The 20,936-nt window shown below is 65.3% G+C and carries 16 protein-coding genes and 1 pseudogene; 5 read left to right on the forward strand and 12 right to left on the reverse strand.

The genetic code is table 11. The annotated features are described in order from the left end of the window. Positions 1-93: 93 nt before the first annotated feature. The gene (locus G572_RS0120765; RefSeq protein WP_029060103.1) at positions 94-744 is read left to right on the forward strand and encodes an alpha/beta family hydrolase; all 651 of its coding nucleotides are present in this window, start codon (positions 94-96) and stop codon (positions 742-744) included. Positions 745-764: 20 nt separating this feature from the next. On the opposite strand, the gene G572_RS25075 is transcribed toward G572_RS0120765, so the two are convergent. The 5 genes from G572_RS25075 to G572_RS0120790 form a co-directional block, all read right to left on the reverse strand. Continuing rightward, entirely contained in the window at positions 765-4,172 is a 3,408-nt protein-coding gene (locus tag G572_RS25075) for an efflux RND transporter permease subunit (RefSeq protein ID WP_051242861.1), read from the reverse strand. 3 nt (positions 4,173-4,175) lie between these two features. Further along, a complete protein-coding gene (locus G572_RS25080) occupies positions 4,176-5,612 on the reverse strand; it encodes an efflux RND transporter periplasmic adaptor subunit (RefSeq protein WP_169391350.1) in 1,437 nt (478 codons plus the stop codon). A 596-nt stretch (positions 5,613-6,208) separates the two neighbouring features. Beyond that, on the reverse strand, positions 6,209-7,198 hold the full coding sequence (locus G572_RS0120780) for an Hsp33 family molecular chaperone (RefSeq protein ID WP_051242865.1): 990 nt from the start codon (positions 7,196-7,198) through the stop codon (positions 6,209-6,211). Further along, positions 7,195-8,127, reverse strand: coding sequence for an ornithine carbamoyltransferase (gene argF / locus G572_RS0120785; RefSeq protein WP_029060105.1), 933 nt, complete (start codon positions 8,125-8,127; stop codon positions 7,195-7,197). The genes G572_RS0120780 and argF overlap by 4 nt, the downstream gene beginning before the upstream one ends. Then, on the reverse strand, positions 8,127-9,326 hold the full coding sequence (locus G572_RS0120790; RefSeq protein WP_029060106.1) for an aspartate aminotransferase family protein: 1,200 nt from the start codon (positions 9,324-9,326) through the stop codon (positions 8,127-8,129). Before G572_RS0120790 ends, argF begins: the two co-directional genes overlap by 1 nt. Before the next feature lie 466 nt (positions 9,327-9,792). On the opposite strand from G572_RS0120790, the gene G572_RS0120795 reads away from it, so the two are divergent. Next, positions 9,793-10,344, forward strand: coding sequence for a GcrA family cell cycle regulator (locus G572_RS0120795; protein WP_029060107.1), 552 nt, complete (start codon positions 9,793-9,795; stop codon positions 10,342-10,344). A 133-nt stretch (positions 10,345-10,477) separates the two neighbouring features. On the opposite strand, the gene phoB is transcribed toward G572_RS0120795, so the two are convergent. From phoB to G572_RS25095, 7 genes and pseudogenes are all read right to left on the reverse strand, one after another. After that, positions 10,478-11,176: a phosphate regulon transcriptional regulator PhoB gene (gene phoB / locus G572_RS0120800; RefSeq protein WP_029060108.1), complete on the reverse strand. Its 699-nt coding sequence runs from the start codon at positions 11,174-11,176 to the stop codon at positions 10,478-10,480. A gap of 38 nt (positions 11,177-11,214) precedes the next feature. Then, positions 11,215-11,925 (reverse strand): phosphate signaling complex protein PhoU, encoded by a 711-nt coding sequence (gene phoU, locus G572_RS0120805; RefSeq protein WP_029060109.1) that lies wholly within the window; start codon positions 11,923-11,925, stop codon positions 11,215-11,217. Positions 11,926-11,986: 61 nt separating this feature from the next. Beyond that, positions 11,987-12,774 (reverse strand): annotated as a pseudogene (pstB, locus tag G572_RS25090) (phosphate ABC transporter ATP-binding protein PstB). Between the two features lie 23 nt (positions 12,775-12,797). Next, the gene (gene pstA / locus G572_RS0120815) at positions 12,798-14,141 is read right to left on the reverse strand and encodes a phosphate ABC transporter permease PstA (RefSeq protein WP_029060110.1); all 1,344 of its coding nucleotides are present in this window, start codon (positions 14,139-14,141) and stop codon (positions 12,798-12,800) included. Next, on the reverse strand, positions 14,138-15,607 hold the full coding sequence (pstC, locus tag G572_RS0120820; protein ID WP_029060111.1) for a phosphate ABC transporter permease subunit PstC: 1,470 nt from the start codon (positions 15,605-15,607) through the stop codon (positions 14,138-14,140). The genes pstA and pstC overlap by 4 nt, the downstream gene beginning before the upstream one ends. Before the next feature lie 74 nt (positions 15,608-15,681). Further along, entirely contained in the window at positions 15,682-16,719 is a 1,038-nt protein-coding gene (locus G572_RS0120825; RefSeq protein WP_029060112.1) for a substrate-binding domain-containing protein, read from the reverse strand. Positions 16,720-16,868: 149 nt separating this feature from the next. After that, positions 16,869-18,251, reverse strand: coding sequence for an ATP-binding protein (locus G572_RS25095; RefSeq protein WP_051242980.1), 1,383 nt, complete (start codon positions 18,249-18,251; stop codon positions 16,869-16,871). Positions 18,252-18,486: 235 nt separating this feature from the next. Between G572_RS25095 and G572_RS0120835 the strand changes: the two genes are divergently transcribed. From G572_RS0120835 to G572_RS0120845, 3 genes are all read left to right on the forward strand, one after another. Beyond that, positions 18,487-19,404, forward strand: coding sequence for an MBL fold metallo-hydrolase (locus G572_RS0120835; RefSeq protein ID WP_029060113.1), 918 nt, complete (start codon positions 18,487-18,489; stop codon positions 19,402-19,404). A 90-nt stretch (positions 19,405-19,494) separates the two neighbouring features. After that, a complete protein-coding gene (locus G572_RS0120840; protein WP_029060114.1) occupies positions 19,495-20,208 on the forward strand; it encodes an HAD family hydrolase in 714 nt (237 codons plus the stop codon). Continuing rightward, on the forward strand, positions 20,205-20,912 hold the full coding sequence (locus G572_RS0120845) for an HAD family hydrolase (protein ID WP_029060115.1): 708 nt from the start codon (positions 20,205-20,207) through the stop codon (positions 20,910-20,912). The genes G572_RS0120840 and G572_RS0120845 overlap by 4 nt, the downstream gene beginning before the upstream one ends. Positions 20,913-20,936 lie beyond the last annotated feature (24 nt).

Genomic DNA, 20,936 nt, shown 5'->3' on the forward strand with positions numbered 1-20,936 from the left:
TCCCCGGCCTCAAGGATCCTGCTTGAACCATACTCTCCCGCGTGAGATAGGCGAGCAACGTTCACGTCAAGTTTTCGCGACCAAAGGCCACATATGACCGACCTGCTCTGGACCCTCCCCGATGCCGACGCGCCGGATGCCCCTGTGCTTCTCCTGGCGCATGGTGCCGGTGCGGCGATGGATTCCGGCTTCATGAACCGGTTTTCCGGACACGCCGCGCAAAACGGGCTGGCTGTCGCACGCTTCGAGTTCGCCTATATGGCGAAACGGCGGGTCGACGGTCGCAAACGCCCGCCCCCGCGCGCGGACAAGCTGATCGGCGAATTCCAGACCGCCCTGCAAGCGGTTCTGGACCAGCGCAAGGGTCCCGTTCTGATCGGCGGCAAGTCGATGGGCGGACGGGTGGCCGCCATGCTTTCCGGCGCCGCCTCCCTGCCCAAGCGCGTGACCGGCGTGGTGTGTCTCGGCTATCCGTTTCATCCGCCGGCGAAGCCCGACGACTGGCGGCTGGAACCGCTGGAAAACGCCGCCCGCCCCGTTCTGATCGCACAGGGCACGCGCGATGCCTTCGGCGGCACGGACGATCTGGAGACCGTCACTCTGCCTGAAAGCATTCGCGTGATCTGGATGGAAGACGGCAACCACGATCTTGCCCCGCGCGGAGCCTCTCCCGCGACCTGGGACGGCAATCTCGCCACTGCCGCGCGGGAAGCGGCCGCCTTCGCGAAAGAGATCGCCACCTGATCGACGTCGGGCGGTGTCGGCTATTCCGCCGGCACGTTGCGCACCTGGGGCGGATCGCCCGCGCCCGTCTCGCCGTCGTCGGGCGAGATGCGGAACAGCCGCGAAATATCCGCACCGATCCCCATGAGGGCGGGCACAAGCACAAGCACCAGAACCGTCGCCGTCGACAGGCCGAAGACGATGGTGATCGCCATCGGCATCAGGAACTGTGCCTGAAGGCTCTTTTCAAACAACAACGGCAAGAGCCCGCCGATGGTGGTCAGGGAGGTCAGCAGCACGGCACGCAGGCGATCCTGCGCGGAAGCAATTGCCGCCTGCTCGATGCTCTCGCCGTCCTTGCGCCGCTCGTCGAAGCGCGCGACCAGAATGATCGAGTTGTTGACGAGAATGCCCGACAGGCCGAGCAATCCGATCAGGCTCAGGATCGTCAGGTCGAAACCGAGAAGATAGTGACCGGTCACGGCGCCGACGACGCCGAAGGGAATGATCGACATCACCGCCAGCGGCGTGAAATAGCTGGCGAAGATCGCCGCCAGGATCAGATAGATCGCCGCGAGCGCTGCAACAGTTCCCAACTGCAGGTCGGCGAAGGCGCCCTTGCGTTCCTCCTCGCGTCCCGAGAACTTGTAATCGATGCCAAAGCGGTCGGTGATTGCCTGGAGCTTTCCACTGTTCAGGTCTTCCACGATCTGGATGTTCGAGGTGACCTCGCGATCCACATCCGCCGACACGCCGACCGTGATGCGTCCGTCCACGCGCTGGATCACCGAGAAACCCTGCCGGTCGTCGAGCGTGACGACTTCCAGGAGCGGCACGAATTCACCGCTCGGCGCCTTGAGCATCAGGTTGCGCAAGGCGCCGCCGCCAGCGTCGGACAGGTCCTGAAGCACCCGGATGGTAACCTCTTCCTCGCCTTGCGCGAAGCGGCGCGGAATGTTGCCTTCAAGCGCACTGCGGATCTGGCGGGAGGCGTCCTCCACCGTAAAGCCGAGCGCCTTGCCGCGCGGGCTTAGCTCGATGACCAGTTCCGGCTTGCCGTAGGGCAGGTCGTCGGCCACGCCGTCGACGCCCGGATAGCTCGTCAGCAACTCCTGGACTTCAAGCGAGGCCGCCTTCAGCCGGGCCGGATCGTCTCCCTGCAGCAGGATGTCGAGATCTCGGCCCGGAGGCCCGCCGCGTCGCTGGTACACCGCCACGCGCTTGGTGCCCGGAATGTCGGGAAGCGCCTGTCGCCACGCGCGCACGATCTCGGGCGTGCGGGTTGTGCGCGCCTCCGAGGTGGTCAGCTGGACATCGATGCTCGCAACATTCCGGCCCCGGTTGTTGCCGGACTGGCCGAGCGTCGCATAGGAGGCGATGATGAGCTTTTCGTCCGTCCCTGCCGTGAGCTTGCGCTCCGCCTCGCGCAATGCGCCCTCGATCCTGAGCAGGCCGGCCTCCGATTCCGCCAGCGAGATGCCGGCGTTGAAGGAAATCGACGCGCGGATGTTTTCCGCTTCCGGTGAGGGAAAGAAGACAAAGCCGACGCGGTCGCCGCGCACCATGCCAACGGTCAGGAGCAAGGTCGCGATGGCGACCGAGATCGTGACATAGCGCCAGCGATAGGCAAGCGTCACGAACCCGCGGAACGGCACATCCCGCAACCAGCCGAAGCCGGCGTCGAAATTGCGGCGAAACCAGCCCGGGCGCTCGTCGAAGGTCTGGCGACCGCGCATGCGGCGCAAGACCAGGAACAGAAACTCGAACGCGGCGGCCACGGCGAACGCCAGAAGAAGCACGGCGCCGTCGAACGCCCATTGGCCGAGCCCGTCGCGGCCGGCGCGCGCCGGCACCGCAAGCCAGTCGAGCCAGGGCGGGACAGAGAGGTCCTCGCGACCGGCGAGTGCGATCACGAAGAGCGCCGGCGCACCGGCCAGGAGGACGACCCGCCACCAGCTCCACGACGGCACCCGCGACAGCGAATGGGCGAGATGGCCGGGAAGCACGAAAAAGCACTCGACGATGCTCGCGATCACCACAGCGACCACCACGAGCGGCAAGGCGCCCATGATCTGACCGACGGTGTCCTGGATCAGCATGATCGGCAGGAACGCGGCAATCGTCGTCGAACAGGCCGCGATGATCGGCCAGAGCATGCGCCCCGCGCCTTCTTCCGCCGCCTGATAAGGGCTGTCGCCCATCGCCGTGCGGGTCGCGGTGTGCTCGCCGACAACAATGGCATCGTCGACGATGATGCCGAGCGTCATGATCAGCGCGAAGAGCGAGATCATGTTGATGGTCTGCCCCGAAACCCACATGATCCCCACCGTTGCCAGGATCGCCACCGGAATGCCGGCCGCCACCCACAAGGCGATGCGCGCGTTGAGGAAGGCGAAGAGCACGATCACCACGAGCAGCAGACCGCTCAACCCGTTCTCGACCAGGATCATGATGCGCTGGTTGAGACTGTCGGCACGCACCTCGTATTTGACCAGTTCCAGCGAGCTCGGCAGCTTCGGCGCGACTTCCGTCAGATACTTGTCGAGGATCGCATTGACCTTGAGCTGGTCCGCCTTGGCCGAGCGCTGCACGGTCAGCTCGACCGCGCGCACGCCGTCGGAGAACCCGAGCACCTGGTCGTCGTCGAAGCTCTTGGTGACCTCGGCGATGTCGCGCAGCTGCACCTTTTCGCCCGTGGGGAAGGACTTGACGGTGATCCGGCTGATCGCCTCGGGTGAATCCGTATCGGCCACGGCACGCACCTGGCGTTCCACACCGCCCCGCAGATCGCCGGACGGCAGGTCACGCGTGTTGGCGGCAATTCGAGCGGAGATGTCGGAAACGGTCAGGTCGAGCCGACGCAACTCGCGTTCCGGCACCCGCACCACATATTCGGTATCGCGAAAGCCGGAGAAGGTGACCTTGTCGACGCCCCGGTCGATCAGGTCGTCGCGGATCTGGCGGGCATAGCTCTTGAGCGCATCCTCCGAAAACGGGCCGCGCAGCGCGACGCGCGCCACCCGGTCGAACCAGCTCGACAACGACACGACCGGCGTTTCGCTGTCTTCCGGCAGCGTCGTCACGCCGGCAATCGCCTGATCGACGTCGGAGAGCGCCCGCTGCATGTCGGCGCCTTCGAGGAATTCCAGCCGCACGCTTGCGGATCCCTCCCGGGCGTAGGACTTCATCTCATCGACGTTGTCGATGAAGCGCAACTCCGGCTCGATTGCCTGAAGGATGTTCTTTTCCACATCCTCCGCGCTGGCGCCCGGCCAGGACACAGAGACCGAAACCGTGTTCACCACGATCTGCGGGAAGAACTCCGTGTTGAGCTTGGCGATGCCGAAGACCCCGAACAGGATCATCAGCACCATCACCAGATTGGCGGCATTGGGATGCCGCAGGAAATGGCCGATCAGCGTCGACGGCTTGAACTGCGGCGCGCGCATGGGTCAGCGTGTCCCTTCGGAAGCACCACCGGCTGCGGCGGGCGTGGTTTCTCCGGGCGTGCTGGCGGCCGGCATGCCCTGTTTGGGCTCGGTGACGCGCACCCCCTCGCCCGCCTCGTCGAGGCGGGTGACAATCAACGTGTCGCCGGAGGCAAGATCGCCTTCGACGATCAGATCGGTGCCGTCGAAGGCAAGCGGCCGCACATCGCGGCGCACGGTGCGCCCGTCCTCCACCACATAGACATGGTCGGTTCCATAAAGCGCGGCCTCGGGAATACGGGCCGTGTCTTCATAGGTGCGGTCGGCGACGCGCACCTCGACAAAGGCGCCGGGACGAAGGGCCGGCTGGCCCTCGGCAACCCGTACCCGGGCAAACGCATCGATGCCGCCGCGTGCAAGTGCCACATCGGCGCCCACGCGCACGATCTCGCCGGCGTAGCGCACCGGTTCGCCGCCGATGTACCAGAGCACCTCGACCGGACGGCCGATGACCTTGCCCTCGTCGGCGAGGATACGGCCGTATTGATTGTCGGAAAGGGTAAGGCGCACCTCGAGCGCATTGCGGTCGTAGAGCACGGCAATCACGTCGTTGACATTGACCAGGCGGCCGACGGCGGCGTTTTCCTCGCGCACGACAGCGTCGAAGGGCGCCTTGAGCACGGTGTCGGAGAGGTTCTTTTCCGCCTGCGCCAACCGCCACTCAAGTCGCTCGATCGCGGCCTGCTGTTGCTCGACGCGCGCCTGTTCCACCGCAAGCGCGTTGCGGCGCTGGTCGACGGCCTGCTTGCGCTGGGACACGATCAGGCTGCGTTCGTCCAGCGTGCGCTCGGTCACGGCACCGCTTTCGCGCAGCTGCGAGGCGCGGTCCACATCGCGCTCGGCAAAGGCAAGCTGCTCGGTCGCGCGTTCCACATTGCCCTCCTCGGTCGCGACCCGCCCACGGGCCTCGACGAGCCCGGCGCGCGCTTCCGTCAGGTTCGCCCGCGCCTCGGTCACTGCGCCGCGGTACTGGAAGGGATCGATCTCGACCAGTTCGGCGCCGGCGTCCAGCGTCGCCCCTGCTTCCAGGCCGGGATTCACGCGGATGATCTCGCCGGCAACGAGCGCCCGAAGATCGGCGGTGCGCGCCGCGCGGATTTCGCCGTAGAGATTGAGCATCGGCGCATGGTCACGGATCTCCACGGGCGCCATTTCGACGGTGTAGACGACCTCGCGCGCCTGTCGTGTCGGCACGTCGGCCTTGGTGAAGATCAGTCGCTGCATGCCCTGGTAGGCCGCTAAGAGGATCGCGCCGGCCAGAAGGGCCTGAAGCAGGAGCTTTCCGACGAGAACGGCGCGCCGCGTCCGGGGGCGCTCGGCGTTTTGCGTATGGAAGGCAACGTCCGAGCGCTTGCGGTCGGCGTCCTCGTCGATCGATTTCAGCATGACGTTCTTGTCCACTCGCCCGTCCATTTGCGCAGTTGCATGACGTTATATGTCGAAAAGCGCCAAGCGGATCGCAAGGGCTCCGCAAACGCCGCGAGACTATCGGAGCCAATCCGAAGCGACGCAAGTCGAAGAGTGTATCAAAGTGTGGTCAGCACCAAGGCAGACGCATGAGGCCACCGGCGATCCATGCGCTTGCCGAAGCCACCGGGCGTCGCCTTTTCCACCCCTGCGGGCAAATCCTTGATTTGTGTCATTTCACGTGCAGGCGAAACGTGCCCCGATCGCCTTTCTGCATTGACAGAAGGAAACGGGAAGATGGCCGGGAAAACACACAGCGGATCCGAGCAGGAGACGAACCGCGGCGCCATGAGAAAGACCGGGAATGCCGGTGGGGCAACAAGTCGCGGCTGGATGAACCCGGTCGGTCCCGATCCGGAACTTTATCCAGACCCCAGCCCCGCGCCAGAGTCCCCGCCGGCAAGCGGAACCCCGCCGGTGGCGTCAGAGCCGGCGAATGTCGGGTCCGGGACCGCCAATGTCGGGTCGGATAGCGCGGATGTCGGCTCCGGCACGTCCAAATCCCCGAAGGGGGAGTAAGGCCGCGCGCCTCAAACCTCGTCGGCGTCGTAGTGGTAATGCGTGTTGCAGAAGCGGCAGGTGACCTCGATGCGGCCATCGACGGTCATGTCGTCGCGCTCGTCCTGGGAAAAGCCCTTCAGCATCGCGCGAATGCGCTTGTCGGAACAGCGGCAGCGGTCCGCAATCGGCTGCGACGCGAAAATGCGCACGCCACGCTCGTGGAACAGGCGGAACAGCATGCGTTCGGCCGTCATCTCCGGATCGCTCAACTCGTCGTCGCGCACGGTTTCCATCAGCGCGCGCGTCTCCCGCCAGGCGTCGTCCTCGTCCACTTCGTGGAATTCGGCGCCCTCCGGCGCATCGCCGGGGTGAAGGTCCGGCTGACGCATGCGTTCCGGCGCCTCGGGCAGGAACTGCGCCAAAATGCCGCCGGCGACCCAGGAGCGCCGCGGCGCCGCCCCGGGCTCGCGCTCCAGCACTTCGCCAACGGCGAGCCGCACCGCCGTCGGGATCTGCTCCGACTGTGCAAAATACTGATGCGCCACCTCTTCCAGCGACGTGCCGTCGAGGGCGACGATGCCCTGATAGCGGTTCATTGCCGCGCCCTGATCGATGGTCATTGCCAGATGACCGGCGCCCATCAGCGACGCCGGATCGGCCTCGCCGCGCGCCTGGGCGCCCGCCACGGCCTCCTCGTCGAATTGCGCACAGGCACGCAGCCCGTCGGGCGTGTCGAAATCCACGACAAGCATGGAGACCGGACCGTCGGACGTCGTCTGCAGGGTGAAACGCCCGTCGAACTTCAAGGATGTGCCAAGCAGCGTCACCAGCGTCGCCGCCTCGGCCAGAAGCCGCGACACCGGCTCGGGATAGGCGTGGCGTTGCAGGATCTGGTCGAGCACCGGACCGAGCAGCACCGCGCGGCCGCGCGTGTCGAGCGGCTCCACCGCGAAGGGCAGAACGGCATCGCGCCCGGCCGGTTCAAGACCCTGGCGCGTCAGTTCGTCTTCGACACTCATGCGCTCTGCAAGGCTCCGAAACACCAGGCAAGAATGCCCTTTTGCGCATGCAGGCGATTTTCCGCCTCGTCGAACACGACGGAGCGGGGACCGTCCATGACCTCGGAGGTCACTTCCTCGCCGCGATGCGCCGGCAGGCAATGCATGAACAGGGCTTCAGGGTCCGCCTCGTTCATCAGCCGCTGGTTGACCTGATAGGGCTTCAGCAGATTGTGGCGGTCGCCATCCTCGTCGCCCATCGATACCCAGCAATCGGTGACGACGCAGTCGACGCCCCTGACGGCCTCGAGGGGATCGTCGGTGACGCGGATTTCCGCGCCCGCCCCGCGCGCGGCGTCGACGAGTTCATGCGGCGGCGCGAGTTGGCCGGGTGTCGCGATGCGCAGTTCGAAGTCGAATTTCGCGGCCGCATGGATCCAGGAGGCGAGCACATTGTTGCTGTCGCCCGTCCAGGCGACGGAGCGACCGGCGATCTTGCCCTTCTTTTCCTCGAACGTCAGCACATCCGCCATGATCTGGCAGGGGTGCGTGCGTTTGGTCAGGCCGTTGATCACCGGCACGGTGGCATTCGCCGCCAGCTCATGCAACGCGTCGTGGTCGAGCATGCGGATCATGATCGCATCGACATACCGCGACAACACCTTGGCGGTGTCGGCAATGGTCTCACCGCGCCCGAGCTGCATCTCGGCCCCGGTGAGCATCAACGTCTCGCCGCCCAGCTCGCGCATGCCGACATCGAAGGAGATGCGCGTGCGCGTCGACGGCTGCTCGAAGATCATTGCCAGCACCCGGCCGGCGAGCAGGCCGTCACCGCTGACGCGCACGGGGCCGCGCGCCTCCTTGAGGCGGCGGCTGCCGTCGAGAATGACCCGCAATTCCTGCGCGTCGACTTCGGTCAAGTCGAGAAAATGGCGTGGCTCAGCAGTCATCACTCGGCCGCTCCCCGTTGCAGTTCGCTGTCCATGGCATCGGCGGCGGCATCGATCCGGTGGACCGCCTCCTCAAGCTCTTCGGCGGTGATTGTAAGTGGCGGCATGATGCGCAGCACGTTTTCGCCCGCACCGACCGCAAGCACATTGTTGTCGCGGAAGTGCCGCAGGACGTCGACATTCGGCGCCCGGCACTTGAGGCCCAGCATCAGGCCCTTGCCGCGGATCTCCTCGAAGACGTCCGGATGGCGGTCGACCACGCCGGCAAGCTTCTGCTTCAGCAAGAGCGCCTTGTCCTGAACGCCCTGAAGGAACCCGTCCGCGAGCACGACATCCAGCACGGCATTGCCAACAGCCATGGCGAGCGGATTGCCGCCATAGGTCGTGCCATGCGTGCCGGCAACCATTCCGTCGGCGGCCGCCTCGGTCGAAAGACAGGCACCGAGCGGAAAGCCCCCGCCAATTCCCTTCGCGATTGCCATGATGTCGGGTGCCATCCCCGCCCATTCATGGGCGAACAGCTTGCCCGTACGCCCGACGCCGGTCTGCACCTCGTCGAAAATCAGCAGGATGCCCGCCTCGTCGCAAAGCTCGCGCAACCCGCGCAAACACTCCGTCGGCAGCGGGCGAATGCCGCCCTCGCCCTGGATCGGCTCGACCAGGATCGCAGCGGTGTGCTCGTCCACGGCCGCGCGCAAGGCATCGTGATCGCCGAAGGGCACCTGGACGAAGCCCGGCGCCTTGGGGCCGAAACCCTCAAGATACTTTTCCTGCCCGCCGGCGGCGATGGTCGCAAGCGTGCGGCCGTGGAAGGCGCCTTCCACGGTGACGATATTCACCCGCTCCGGCTGGCCGTTCACGTAGAAATGCCGGCGCGCGGTCTTGATGGCGCATTCGAGCGCCTCCGCACCGGAGTTGGTGCAGAACACCCGATCGGCGAAGGTCGCGTCGGTGAGCTTTTTCGCGAAGGCCTCCTGGCCCTCGATGCCGTAGAGGTTGGAGACGTGCCAGAGCTTGTCGGCCTGCGTCTTCAGTGCCTCCACCAGCGCAGGGTGACTGTGGCCCAGCGAATTGACGGCAATGCCGGCGGCACAATCGAGGAATCGTCGGCCATCGGCGGTCTCCAGCCACACACCTTCGCCGCGCACGAACGACAGGTCCGCGCGGTTGTAGGTCTGATAGAGCGAAGTCTCCACCATGTCCGTCTCGCCTTCAGCTGGGGTTGCCGGCGCCTGCCTGGCTGCCCTACACCCGGTTTCGCCGCCGCCACGATGCTGCATCCGGGATTTCGGTCGACAAACGCGCCCTCCGGAAAGCAGAGTGCCGCCCACGAGAGGCGGCACCACGACGACAGGTCGTTATACACCCGCGCCGGGCGGAAAAGTCAACGTGCTTGGCGCTTTGGCGGAAAACGATCCGCCGGGCGTCTAAAACCCGCGATCACCGGTTTGTTGGGGAAAACCGAAGCTATCCCCAAGTGAATCGGCGCGAAGCCTTGCGAAGAAAACCCGGCATATTGTAGTTTTCAAGTTAAGAAATACGACATCTCGTGTGCTTGACTCACTTTAGCCTCAAAATCCGGCGAAGAGCAGGACGCCTCTAAGGCGTGCCGATAACCGGATATTAACCAGATGTCGGGTCTCGAACCAAGACGGAGTGTGCCGCATGTCCTGGACAAGCGAACGTGTCGACCTGTTGAAGAAGCTGTGGGGCGACGGATTGAGCGCCAGCCAGATCGCGGCCGAACTTGGCGGGGTCACGCGCAATGCGGTGATCGGCAAGGTCCATCGTCTGGGTCTCTCCGGACGTGCCAAGACCCAGGCCTCCGCGTCGCAGAAATCCCGCAAGACCGCGAAGCCCGCCGCGCCGGACGCGCAACCGCAGACCGAGGTGCCGCAGTCGCCGATGCCGCAGAGCATCGGTGCGACAGCGCTCAAGGCGGAGACCGCCCCGGCGGCCGCGCCCGCACCGAAGAGCCAGCCTGTCGCGGAGCTTGTCCCCATCGCCAAGCGCGCCACGATCCTGACGCTGACAGAGCGCACCTGCAAGTGGCCGATCGGCGACCCGACGAGCGACGACTTCTACTTCTGCGGTCATGCCTCGAACCCGGGCGTTCCCTATTGCGCGCATCATTGCCGCATCGCCTATCAGCCGGCGAGCGACCGCCGCCGCACCCAGAACAGCAACCAGAACCAGCGCGCGGTGGCCACGGGCTGACAAGGGTCGGCGCAACGCCGCACGTCACCGGCAAGAAAAGGCCCGCACCGATCCCGGCGCGGGCCTTTTTCGTTTTCGTCTCGGGTGCGGCAACGGTAAAAAACCATCCCGCGCCTTCGCGCCCGGTGCGGGATCAGGACGCGATGGCGAACTGGTCGTTGAACGCGTAGCCGGCACCGCGGACCGTGCGGATCGGGTCGGCCATCCGGCCGCGGTTGATGGCCTTGCGCAGACGCCCGACGTGGACATCCACGGTCCGCTCGTCGACATAGACATCGTGGCCCCAGACGCCGTCGAGAAGCTGCTCGCGGGAATAGACCCGCCCCGGCGAAGTCATCAGAAACTCCAGCAAGCGGAATTCCGTCGGCCCGAGATGGATTTCACGACCCGCGCGGCGCACCCGGTGGGTCTCGCGGTCAAGCTCGAGATCGCCGGAACGCAGCTGCGAGGACACGACTTCCGGCTTGGCGCGACGCAGCATCGCGCGCACCCGCGCCATCAGCTCGGGGATCGAGAAAGGCTTCACGACATAATCGTCCGCGCCGGTGGCAAGACCGCGAATGCGTTCCTGCTCCTCGCCGCGCGCCGTCAGCATGATGACGGGAAGCCGCTCGGTCTCCGGCCGGGCACGCAGCCGGCGGCACAGCTCGATGCCGGACAGGCCCGGCAGCATCCAGTCCAGAAGCAGGAGATCGGGCTGCTGCTCGCGCAACAGCAGCTCCGCCTCGTCGCCGCGCATGCAGGTGTCGACCGAATAGCCTTCGGCCTCCAGATTGTAGCGCAGCATCATGATGAGAGGTTCCTCGTCCTCGACAATAAGAACCTTTGGCATTTGCGATACCCTCGTCTTGCTTCTTCAGGCATCGCGCATCAGGACGCGACGCCGGTCTCCACGCCGGTTTCGTCGAGCTTGTGGCGCTCGTCCGCCGGCTGCACGCCGGTCGACATGTAGATGACGTTTTCCGCGATGTTGGTCGCATGGTCGCCGATCCGCTCGATGTTCTTGGCGCAGAACAGCAGATGGGCGCAGATGGAGATCTGACGGGGGTCCTCCATCATGTAGGTGAGCAATTCGCGGAAAATCGAGGTGTAGAGCGCATCGACCTCGTCGTCGCGCTCGCGCACATTCGCCGCCGACCCGGTGTCGCGATTGGCATAGGCGTCCAGCACGGCCTTGAGCTGCTCTTGCGCGAGTTCGCTCATGTGCTCGACGCCAAGTGCGAACTTCTTGCTGTCGAAGGAACCCTCGATGGCGATCACCCGCTTGGCGATGTTCTTCGCCAGATCCCCGACCCGTTCCAGGTCGTTGGAAATGCGCATTGCGGCAATGACGTCGCGCAGATCCTGTGCCACCGGCTGGCGGCGGGCGATGATCAGGATGGCCTGCTCCTCGACTTCGAACTGCAGCGCGTCGACACGTTTGTCCTGCGCGATGACCTTGCGGGCCAGCTCCTTGTCCATGCGGATCAGCGCCGAAATCGCGTCGGTCAGCATGACCTCGGACAGGCCGCCCATTTCCGAGACGCGGCCGGCGACGGATTTAAGCTCGTCGTCGAAGGATGTAACTGTATGGTTCGGCATCTTGAATCTCCATTGCGGCACGCTTGCGAACCGGCGGCGACAGGTCGCGTTGGCGCAACCGCTAGCCGAAACGGCCGGTGATGTAGTCCTGGGTGCGCCGGTCGGTCGGATTGGTGAAGATCTCTTTCGTCTCCCCTTCCTCGACCAGATTGCCCAGATGGAAGAAGGCGGTGCGCTGCGACACGCGTGCGGCCTGCTGCATGGAGTGGGTGACGATCACGATCGTGTAGTTTTCCCGCAGTTCGTCGATCAACTCCTCGATCTTCGCCGTGGCGATCGGATCGAGCGCGGAACACGGTTCGTCCATCAGGATCACCTCCGGGCTCACCGCAATGGCGCGCGCGATGCACAGCCGCTGTTGCTGGCCGCCGGACAGGCCCGTTCCCGGCTCGTCGAGCCGGTCCTTGACCTCCTCGTAGAGGCGGCCTTCTGGAGGCTGTTGGCGACGATCTCGTCGAGATCCCCCTTGGACCGCGACAGGCCGTGAATGCGCGGCCCGTAGGCAATGTTGTCGTAAATCGACTTGGGGAAGGGATTGGGCTTCTGGAAGACCATTCCGACCTTGGCGCGCAGCTGCACCGGATCGACCTTGGGGTCGTAGATGTCTTCCCCGTCGATCCGGATATCCCCCCGGACACGACAAATGTCGATGGTGTCGTTCATGCGGTTGAGGCAGCGCAGGAAGGTGGACTTTCCGCAGCCGGACGGGCCGATGAAGGCCGTTACGGTCCGGTCGGCGATTTTGAGGTCCACATCCTTGATGGCGTGTGTCTCGCCGTAAAAGACCTGGACCTTGCTGGCCGAGATCTTCGGCAACAAGGTGCCGGCTTCGGCGTCGACGACGGGCATCTCGTTCATGGCTTGCACTTTCCTTACCAGCGCCGCTCGAAGCGGCGACGCAGAATGATCGCGATAATGTTCATCGTCATCAAGAACAGCAGCAGAATAATGATGCCGCCCCAGGCCCGCTCATAGAAGGCGGGATCGGCGCGTTTCGCCCATTCATAGATCTGGGCGGGCATCGCGGAGTTCGGATCGAGGAAACCGGCGGCAACCCCGTCCGGCACGTTGGAGGCGATGAAGCCGACCATGCCGATCAGAAGCAACGGCGCCGTCTCGCCCAGCGCCTGGGCAAGGCCGATGATCGTGCCGGTGAGAATGCCGGGCATCGCCAGCGGCAGCACGTGGTGAAACACCGATTGCATCTTGGAGGCGCCGACCCCAAGGGCTGCATTGCGGATCGACGGCGGCACCGACTTCAGCGACGCGCGGGTGGAGATGATGATCGTCGGCAGCGTCATCAGCGTGAGCACGAGCCCGCCAACCAGAGGCGCGGACTGCGGCAGATGCGCGAACTGGATGAAAGCGGCAAGACCAAGGATACCGAAGACGATGGAGGGAACCGCCGCGAGATTGGAAATGTTCACCTCGATCAGGTCGGTGAAGCGGTTCTTGGGTGCGAATTCCTCCAGATAGATGGAGGCGGCCACGCCGATCGGCAGCGACAGGACAAGCACCACCAGCATCATGAAGAAGGAACCGATCATCGACACGCCGATGCCCGCCTGTTCGGGGCGGCTGTCGGAGGCATCGGCGCCGAAGATGAACTGCCAGTTGAAGCGCTTCTGCAGGATGCCGGCGGCGTTCAGCCGGTCGACAATGTCAAGATGCGACGCATCGAGGTTCTTGTCGTTGACCAGATCCGCACGGGTCACCCGCCCCTTCAGGTAGCCGTCGACACGCGAGGACGCCAGAAGGTCGAACGTGTGGGTCGTGCCGATGCTTTCGGGATTGGCGAGCACGAAGTCGCGCACGCTCGCCGCCGCGCCCGAGGACATCATCTTGTCCAGGTCCTTCGCCGACATGTCGGTCTCGACGCCCGCCGACGACAGGACATTGGCAAAGGCCTTGCCGATGATGGCACGGTACTTGGACGTCTTGACGATGGACTTTTCAGCCGCCTCGATCTCGGTCTTTTCCAGCGGAACCGGGATTGTGATGAAGGTCTGGGTGAAGGCCGAGGTGCCGTTCGACAGGATCGTCGCGAGAAGCGCGACGAGGAACAACAGCCCGATGCCCACGGCCGACAGGCCGTAGATCTTGAAGCGGGTCTCGGCGGCATTGCGCTTGCGGGTCAGGGCATCGACCTGAAGAAGCGACCCCTTGCGGGCAGGCGTCGCGCCTGCGCGCCCGGTCGGTGCTGTCGTGTCGGTCATTCGTACTGTTCCCGATATTTGCGCACGATGTAGAGGGCGATCACATTGAGGCCCAGCGTGATGACAAAAAGCGTCATGCCGAGCGCGAAGGCGACCAGCGCCTCCGGCGAGGCAAAGTCGGCATCGCCCGTCAGCTGGCTGACGATCTTGGCGGTGACCGTGGTCATCGCCTCGAAGGGATTGAGGCTCAGCCGTGCCGCCGCGCCGGCGCCGAGCACCACGATCATGGTCTCGCCGATCGCGCGCGAGCCCGCCAGCAGGATCGCGCCGACGATACCGGGCAGCGCGGCCGGCAGGATCACCTGTTTCACCGTTTCGGAATGGGTGGCGCCCAGACCCAGCGAACCGTCGCGCATCGACTGCGGCACGGCGTTGATGATGTCATCCGAAAGCGAGCTGACAAAGGGAATGAGCATGATGCCCATCACCAGACCGGCCGTCATGACAGCGGTACCGCCGCCCATCCAGCCGACCCCGAGAAGGCCGCCGTCGCCGAAGATGTCGACAAGCAGCGGGCCGACGGTCAGCAGAGCGAAGAGACCGTAGACAATCGTGGGAATGCCCGCGAGCACCTCAAGCAGCGGCTTGGCGACCGCACGCACCGCCGGCCCGGCGTATTCCGACAGGTAGATCGCGGCAAACAGGCCGATGGGCACGGACACCGCGAGCGCAATGAAGGAGATGTAGAGCGTCGCCCAGAGCAGCGGCAGGATGCCGAGCTCGGAACCGCCGCCGAAGCTCGGGCTCCAGGTCAGCCCGAAGAAGAAATCCCACGCCGGATACAGGCTGAAGAACTCGACCGTGTTGAAGATCAGCGACAGGATGATGCCGACGGTCGTCAGGATGGCAATGGAGGCGGCGAGGATCAGGATCCAGCGCACGACCGCCTCGACCGCGTTGCGCGCCCGAAATGCGCTGTCGGTGCGTTTGTAGACGAAGGTCAATCCGGCAAGCGCCGCCGCGACGACCGCAAGCGTGCGCAACAGGTCGCCCGTCGAGGCCATCGACCGGTAGCGCTGCGCGGCCTGCAGCGTTTCCGAGGTCACATCCGAGCCGAGCGCAACGCCGACCTCGCCAAGGCGCTCCCTGACGTCGGTGAATTCCGTGCGGATCGATGCAGCCTGCTCGTCGCTCATGACGCCGGCGCCGACCGCAAGGTTCAGCCCTTCTGCCACGCGCTCCACGTCGCTCATGACGAGGCCCAGCGAACTTTCCGCCGCCGCGCGGTCGGAGATCATCGCCGAAACCTGATTGTCGATCACGACGCTTTGGGCGGGAAGCCACAACAAAAGCACGAGAGCCGCAGGCAGAAGCGCCACCAGAAACCCGAACCAGCCGTAGTAGTTCGGCAGCGAATGAAGCTTGCGCGCATCCCCGCCCGCACTTGCGATTGCCTTGCCGCGGCCAAGCACATAGCCGGCGACAGACAAGGCCAGAAGAACGAAAACCAATATTGGCAGGGACATGACACCCGATCCGGTCTGCGAAAAAACAAGGAAGGGCGGCGGGGAGCCGCCGCCCTTCGGTCGAACCCGTGGGCTTAGTTACCCATCGTGGCTTCGTTCGCAACCGCTTCCTGCGTCTCGGCCAGCTCCGGATCGGCGACCAGACCGTACTGCGACAGCGGGCCGTCGGGACCTGCGATCTCGTCGGAGACGAAGAACTGCGCGTACTCCTTGAGACCCGGGATCACGCCGATGTGGGCCTTCTTGACGTAGAAGTACAGCGGACGGGACACGGGATACTCGCCGGTCGAGATCGTCTCGGTCGTCGGGTTGACGCCGGACATGGTCGCGACCTGCAGCTTGTCGGTGTTGTTCTCGTAGAACGCCAGACCGAACACGCCGATGCCGTCCTTGTTGGCGTCGATGCGCGCCAGCGTCTCGGTGTAGTCGCCGTCGATGTCGACGGAAACACCATCGGTGCGCACGGAGATGCAGGCGTCCTCGGCGTCATCTTCGCTCATGCCGGCGTCGATCATCGCCTTCATGGCGCCCGTTTCCTCGCAACCGGCGGCAAGAACCTTCTCTTCGAAGACTTCACGCGTGCCGTGCTTGGTGCCCGGAATGAAGGCGGCGATCGTCTGATCGGCGAAATCCGCGTTCACCTGGTTCCAGGAGGTGTAGGGATTGTCGACAAGCTCGCCGTCGACCAGAACCTTCGGAGACAGGGCATTGAACCAGTCCGACGGCGTGAAGGCAAAGGAATTGCCGTCGATGTCGGAGGCAAAGACGATGCCGTCGTAGCCGATGCGAACCTCGATGATGTCGCTCACGCCAGCTTCGGCGCAGGCCTTGATTTCCTTCTCGCGAATCTTGCGCGAGGCATTGGCGACGTCGATCGTGTTCTCGCCGACGCCGGAGCAGAACTTCTTAAGGCCGGCGGAGGAACCGCCCGATTCCACGACCGGGGTCGGGAAATCGGTGTTCTCGCCAAAGGCCTCGGCAACGATGGAGGCATACGGCAGAACCGTGGAGGAACCGGCGATCTGGACCTGGTCGCGCGCAACGGCGGCGCCGGCGAACCCGGTGGTGGCAACCGCAAGCGCGGTGGCGCTGAGAAGAGCCTTGACTTTCACCTGACGTCTCCCTGGATGTTCAGGATTTTAAGTGTCCCCTTGCAGACTTATTCCCGCAAGGTCGAGAGGGACCCTAGTGCGACCCCGTGATGCTTATATGACAGCTGGATATCAGTTATGTGACACTTCAAGTCATTGAATTTTATAGATTACCCATCAATTTCGGACTCAACGTCCGAAATCGCGGCCGGTATTTTGACAAGAAATGTCGCGCCCTCGCCCAGACGGCTTTCAATGTCGAGCCGCGCCCGGTGGCGCGTGAGGATATGCTTGACGATCGCAAGTCCCAGGCCCGTGCCCTTCATCTCGCGGCTCGCCGCCACATCCACGCGGTAGAAGCGCTCCGTCAGGCGCGGCAGGTGTTCCGGCGCAATGCCCGGGCCGTGGTCGCGGATCGACAGAACCCATTGCCCGGGCGGGCGCGGCTCCGCCTGCGGGCGGTCGAGATCCATCCAAGACAGACCGACCTCGATCCGTTTTCCGGAGGCGCCGTACTTCAGGCTGTTCTCGATCAGGTTTTCCAGCACCTCGATCAGTTCGTCGCGGTCGCCGCGCACAACGGCCGGCGTCTCGGGCAAGGTCATCTCGACGGAAACGCCGACCTCGTCGGCAACCGGCTTCAGTGCTTCACAGGTGTGGCGCACGAGCGGGACGAGATCGAGTGTCGTTTCCGGCTGGACATGAGCCTTCAGTTCCACCCGCGACAGCGACAGGAGATCGTCGATCAGCCGGCGCATGCGTTCGCCCTGCTGCATCATGATCTGAAGGAACTTCTCGCGCGCCACCGGATCGTCGCGCGCGGGTCCAAGCAGCGTTTCGGTGAACCCGGTCAGCGAGGCGAGCGGCGTGCGCAGCTCGTGGCTCGCGTTGGCGACGAAATCGGCACGCATGCGCTCCAGTCGCCGCTGGCCGGTCTGGTCCTGGATGGTGACGAGAATGAACTGACGTCCCGACGCCGCCACCTGTTCGACGTCCCCCGCCCCGGGCGCCGGTGCCGACGTCACCGGCGCGATCACCGCCTCGAGCCATTGTTCGGCCGGCGACTTCTCGCTCCATTCGATGCGTTGCGCGGAATCGCCGTCGATCACGCGCTCCAGCGCCTCCAAAAGCGCCGGGGAGCGCAGGCGAAAGGAAATCGGGTCGCCCGGGCGCACCTGCCCGAAGCGGATCCGGGCTGCCGTGTTGGCATACCGGGTGACACCCCGGCGATCGACGATGAAGCACGGGTTCGGAAAGGCATCCGCCAGATGCTTCATGCCGGTCTCCGGCCAGGCGGAGACCGCGCGCTTGCGCCGCAGACGGCGGGCGATCAGGGGCTTGCGCGCGGGCGCCAGAAGGGCCGCGCCCGCGACAATCGCCAGTCCGGCGGACACGGGCGCCACCGGCGCCCCGGTGTAAAGGGCGGCCGCGGCCACAAAGACACAGGCCAACAGGACCCAGCGCTGCATTGCGATGCGCTCGCGCAGCAAGGCGCGCGCCCGGTTTCGGGTCCGGGGCGGCAGGGCATCGGCCTCCAGCGGTTCATCGGTCATGGCGGTGCTTTCGGGTTGATCGCGGCGGACCGGCGGCCCCTGCATCGTGACGCAGGTCGCGCGCGGACCGCCGAAGCCGGAATTGAGGGAGGATGGCCTAACACGCGGCTCATGACAAACCAAAGACGCCGGATCGGAACGGGCGCACGGTCCAGGCGGCTTGCCGGACCGGACACGGATCGGGTAAGCCCGAAGCAGACCGTTTCCCGCCCTTCAACCGGACAGGCACCCGCGCATGACCAGACTGGAGCACGACCGAGCGTTCGACCCCGCCCATGGCAGCGCCGTTGCCATCGGCGAGGCCCTCCGGCGCATCACCGCGCGCAATGCCGGTCCGTTCACCTGGCAAGGCACCAACACCTATCTGGTCGGACGCGATGAAGTTGCCGTCATCGACCCGGGTCCGGAGGACCGCGAACATCTCGCGCTGATCCTGGAGGCATGCGGCGCTGCGCCGGTTGCGGCCATCCTCGTCACCCACACCCATACCGACCATTCGCCGGGCGCCCGCCTGCTCCAAAAGATGACCGGCGCGCCGATTGTCGGCTGCGGCCCCCATGTGGCGGCGCGTCCGCTGTTTGCCGGCGAGGTCAACCCGTTCGACGCCAGTGCCGATTTGCAGCACCGGCCGGACCGCGCGTTGTCGGACGGCGATACGCTCGTCGTGGACGGCCTGACGCTCACCGCCGTGGAAACCCCCGGCCATACGGCCAATCATCTGGCCTTTGCGCTGGACGAGGACCGCGTGCTGTTTTCCGGCGATCATGTCATGGCCTGGTCGACCTCCATCGTCGCTCCGCCGGACGGGTCGATGAGCGCCTACATGGCTTCGCTCGATCGTCTTATGGCCCGCGACGACGCGTTCTATCTGCCCGGCCATGGCGGACCGGTGCGCCATCCGGACGACTATCTTCCCGGTCTCAAGGCACACCGCGAGGGCCGCGAACAGGCGGTCCTGGCGCGGCTTGCCGCCGGCGACCAAACGATCCCGGAGATGGTCGCGACAATCTACCCGGATGTCGACGCAAGCCTGCATGGCGCCGCCGGGCTGTCGGTTCTGGCCCATATCGAATGGCTGGTGGAACGCGACCTGGTGGTCGCCGACGGCCCGCCGTCGCTGGCGGCGCGCTACCGGCTTGCCCCGACCGCCTGACGCGCCCCGGGTGAGTGGCGGTCTTGCCGTTCGCGGCGGAGCGTGCCATGACAACGAGCCTTCCCCTCCCCGATATCAACGGAACAATTCATGCGCATCAAGGCCGTACTTTTCGATCGCGACGGCACGCTGACCGATTTCGACCGGACGTGGGGCCCGGCGATTGCCGCCGTCTTGACAGACCTGGCCGCGGGCGACGCCAAGCACCTGGCGACCCTTTCAGAGATGGCGATGTTCGACGTGGCGGGTGCACGCTTCACCGGCCCCTCGCCGCTCAAGATTCAGGCGCCGGCCGATTATTCGGCCGACTGGGCGCGGGTGATCGGCGAACCGGACCCGGACGCCATGCTGGCGCGCATCGAGGCGACGCTGCTGGAACATGCCACGCTGAATGTCACGCCGTTTCCCGGCGTTGTGGAAACCCTCCTCGGTCTCCATGAGTCAGGACTTCCCGTCGGCCTTGCGACCAACGGCACGGAGGCCTCGGCCCGGGTCCAGATGGACACACTCGGCGTCGGGCACACCTTCGGCTTTCTCGCCGGTTACGACAGCGGCTTCGGGCGCAAGCCCGCGCCGGGACAGCTGCTTGCCTTTGCCCGTCACACGGGCCTTGAGCCGGCCGAGATCGCCATGGTCGGCGACAGCCTGCACGACATGCATGCCGCGCGCGATGCCGGCATGCTGCGCATCGCCGTCACCACCGGTGCCGTGACGCGCGCCGAGCTGGAACCGGAATCGGATCTGGTGCTGGATGAGATGCGCGACCTTCTTCCCCTCGCGCTTGCCGCGATGGCGATCCAGTGACGACAATCAAGGCCGTATTGTTCGACAAGGACGGTACGCTGATCGACTTTCAGGCGACCTGGGCACCGACGTTCCTCGCCATTCTCGAAGAACTGTCAGACGGCGACGATCACCTGATGGCGCGCCTCGGCGAGGCTTGCGGCTACGACCTGGCAACCCGGCGGTTCCATCCCGATTCCATTGTCGTCGCCGGCTCCAACGACGACATTGCCGCCGCCTGGGCCGGTCTTCTGCACGGACGAGACATGGAAGCGCTCTTCGCCGATCTCAACGCACGTGTCGGCGACATGAGCCTGCCGCACCTCACTCCGTTTCCCGATCTCCTGCCGGTGCTCGATGCGCTCGACGCCCTTGGCCTGCGTCTCGGCATCGCCACCAATGACGGCGAGGCCTCCGCCCGCACGCAACTGTCCTCGCTTGGCCTTGACGCCCGTTTCGAGGCGGTGATCGGCTTCGACAGCGGGCACGGCGCCAAGCCTGCCCCGGGCATGGTGATGGGCTTCTGCGAGGCGCTCGGCCTTCGGCCCGAGAACGTCGTCATGGTCGGGGACAGCCTGCATGACATGCATGCCGGGCGCAGCGCCGGCGCGCAGACGCTGGCGGTCACGACCGGAACCGTGCCGGCGGAGGCGCTGAGAGACCATGCCGACCACGTTACCGGATCGCTCACCCGGGCGCTTGAGTGGATCAGCGCCCGCGCGTAACCCCCTCCCCGCCGCAAGACCGCA

The organism is Stappia stellulata DSM 5886, assembly GCF_000423705.1.
GTDB classification, from domain to species: Bacteria; Pseudomonadota; Alphaproteobacteria; order Rhizobiales; family Stappiaceae; genus Stappia; species Stappia stellulata.

Bases quoted from the DNA above. Each gene is read 5' to 3' on its own strand.
- G572_RS0120765 (WP_029060103.1), top strand. From the start codon at position 94: ATGACCGACCTGCTCTGGACCCTCCCCGATGCCGACGCGCCGGATGCC.
- G572_RS25075 (WP_051242861.1), bottom strand. From the start codon at position 4,172: ATGCGCGCGCCGCAGTTCAAGCCGTCGACGCTGATCGGCCATTTCCTG.
- G572_RS0120780 (WP_051242865.1), bottom strand. From the start codon at position 7,198: ATGAGTGTCGAAGACGAACTGACGCGCCAGGGTCTTGAACCGGCCGGG.
- argF (WP_029060105.1), bottom strand. From the start codon at position 8,127: ATGACTGCTGAGCCACGCCATTTTCTCGACTTGACCGAAGTCGACGCG.
- G572_RS0120790 (WP_029060106.1), bottom strand. From the start codon at position 9,326: ATGGTGGAGACTTCGCTCTATCAGACCTACAACCGCGCGGACCTGTCG.
- G572_RS0120795 (WP_029060107.1), top strand. From the start codon at position 9,793: ATGTCCTGGACAAGCGAACGTGTCGACCTGTTGAAGAAGCTGTGGGGC.
- phoB (WP_029060108.1), bottom strand. From the start codon at position 11,176: ATGCCAAAGGTTCTTATTGTCGAGGACGAGGAACCTCTCATCATGATG.
- phoU (WP_029060109.1), bottom strand. From the start codon at position 11,925: ATGCCGAACCATACAGTTACATCCTTCGACGACGAGCTTAAATCCGTC.
- pstA (WP_029060110.1), bottom strand. From the start codon at position 14,141: ATGACCGACACGACAGCACCGACCGGGCGCGCAGGCGCGACGCCTGCC.
- pstC (WP_029060111.1), bottom strand. From the start codon at position 15,607: ATGTCCCTGCCAATATTGGTTTTCGTTCTTCTGGCCTTGTCTGTCGCC.
- G572_RS25095 (WP_051242980.1), bottom strand. From the start codon at position 18,251: ATGACCGATGAACCGCTGGAGGCCGATGCCCTGCCGCCCCGGACCCGA.
- G572_RS0120835 (WP_029060113.1), top strand. From the start codon at position 18,487: ATGACCAGACTGGAGCACGACCGAGCGTTCGACCCCGCCCATGGCAGC.
- G572_RS0120840 (WP_029060114.1), top strand. From the start codon at position 19,495: ATGCGCATCAAGGCCGTACTTTTCGATCGCGACGGCACGCTGACCGAT.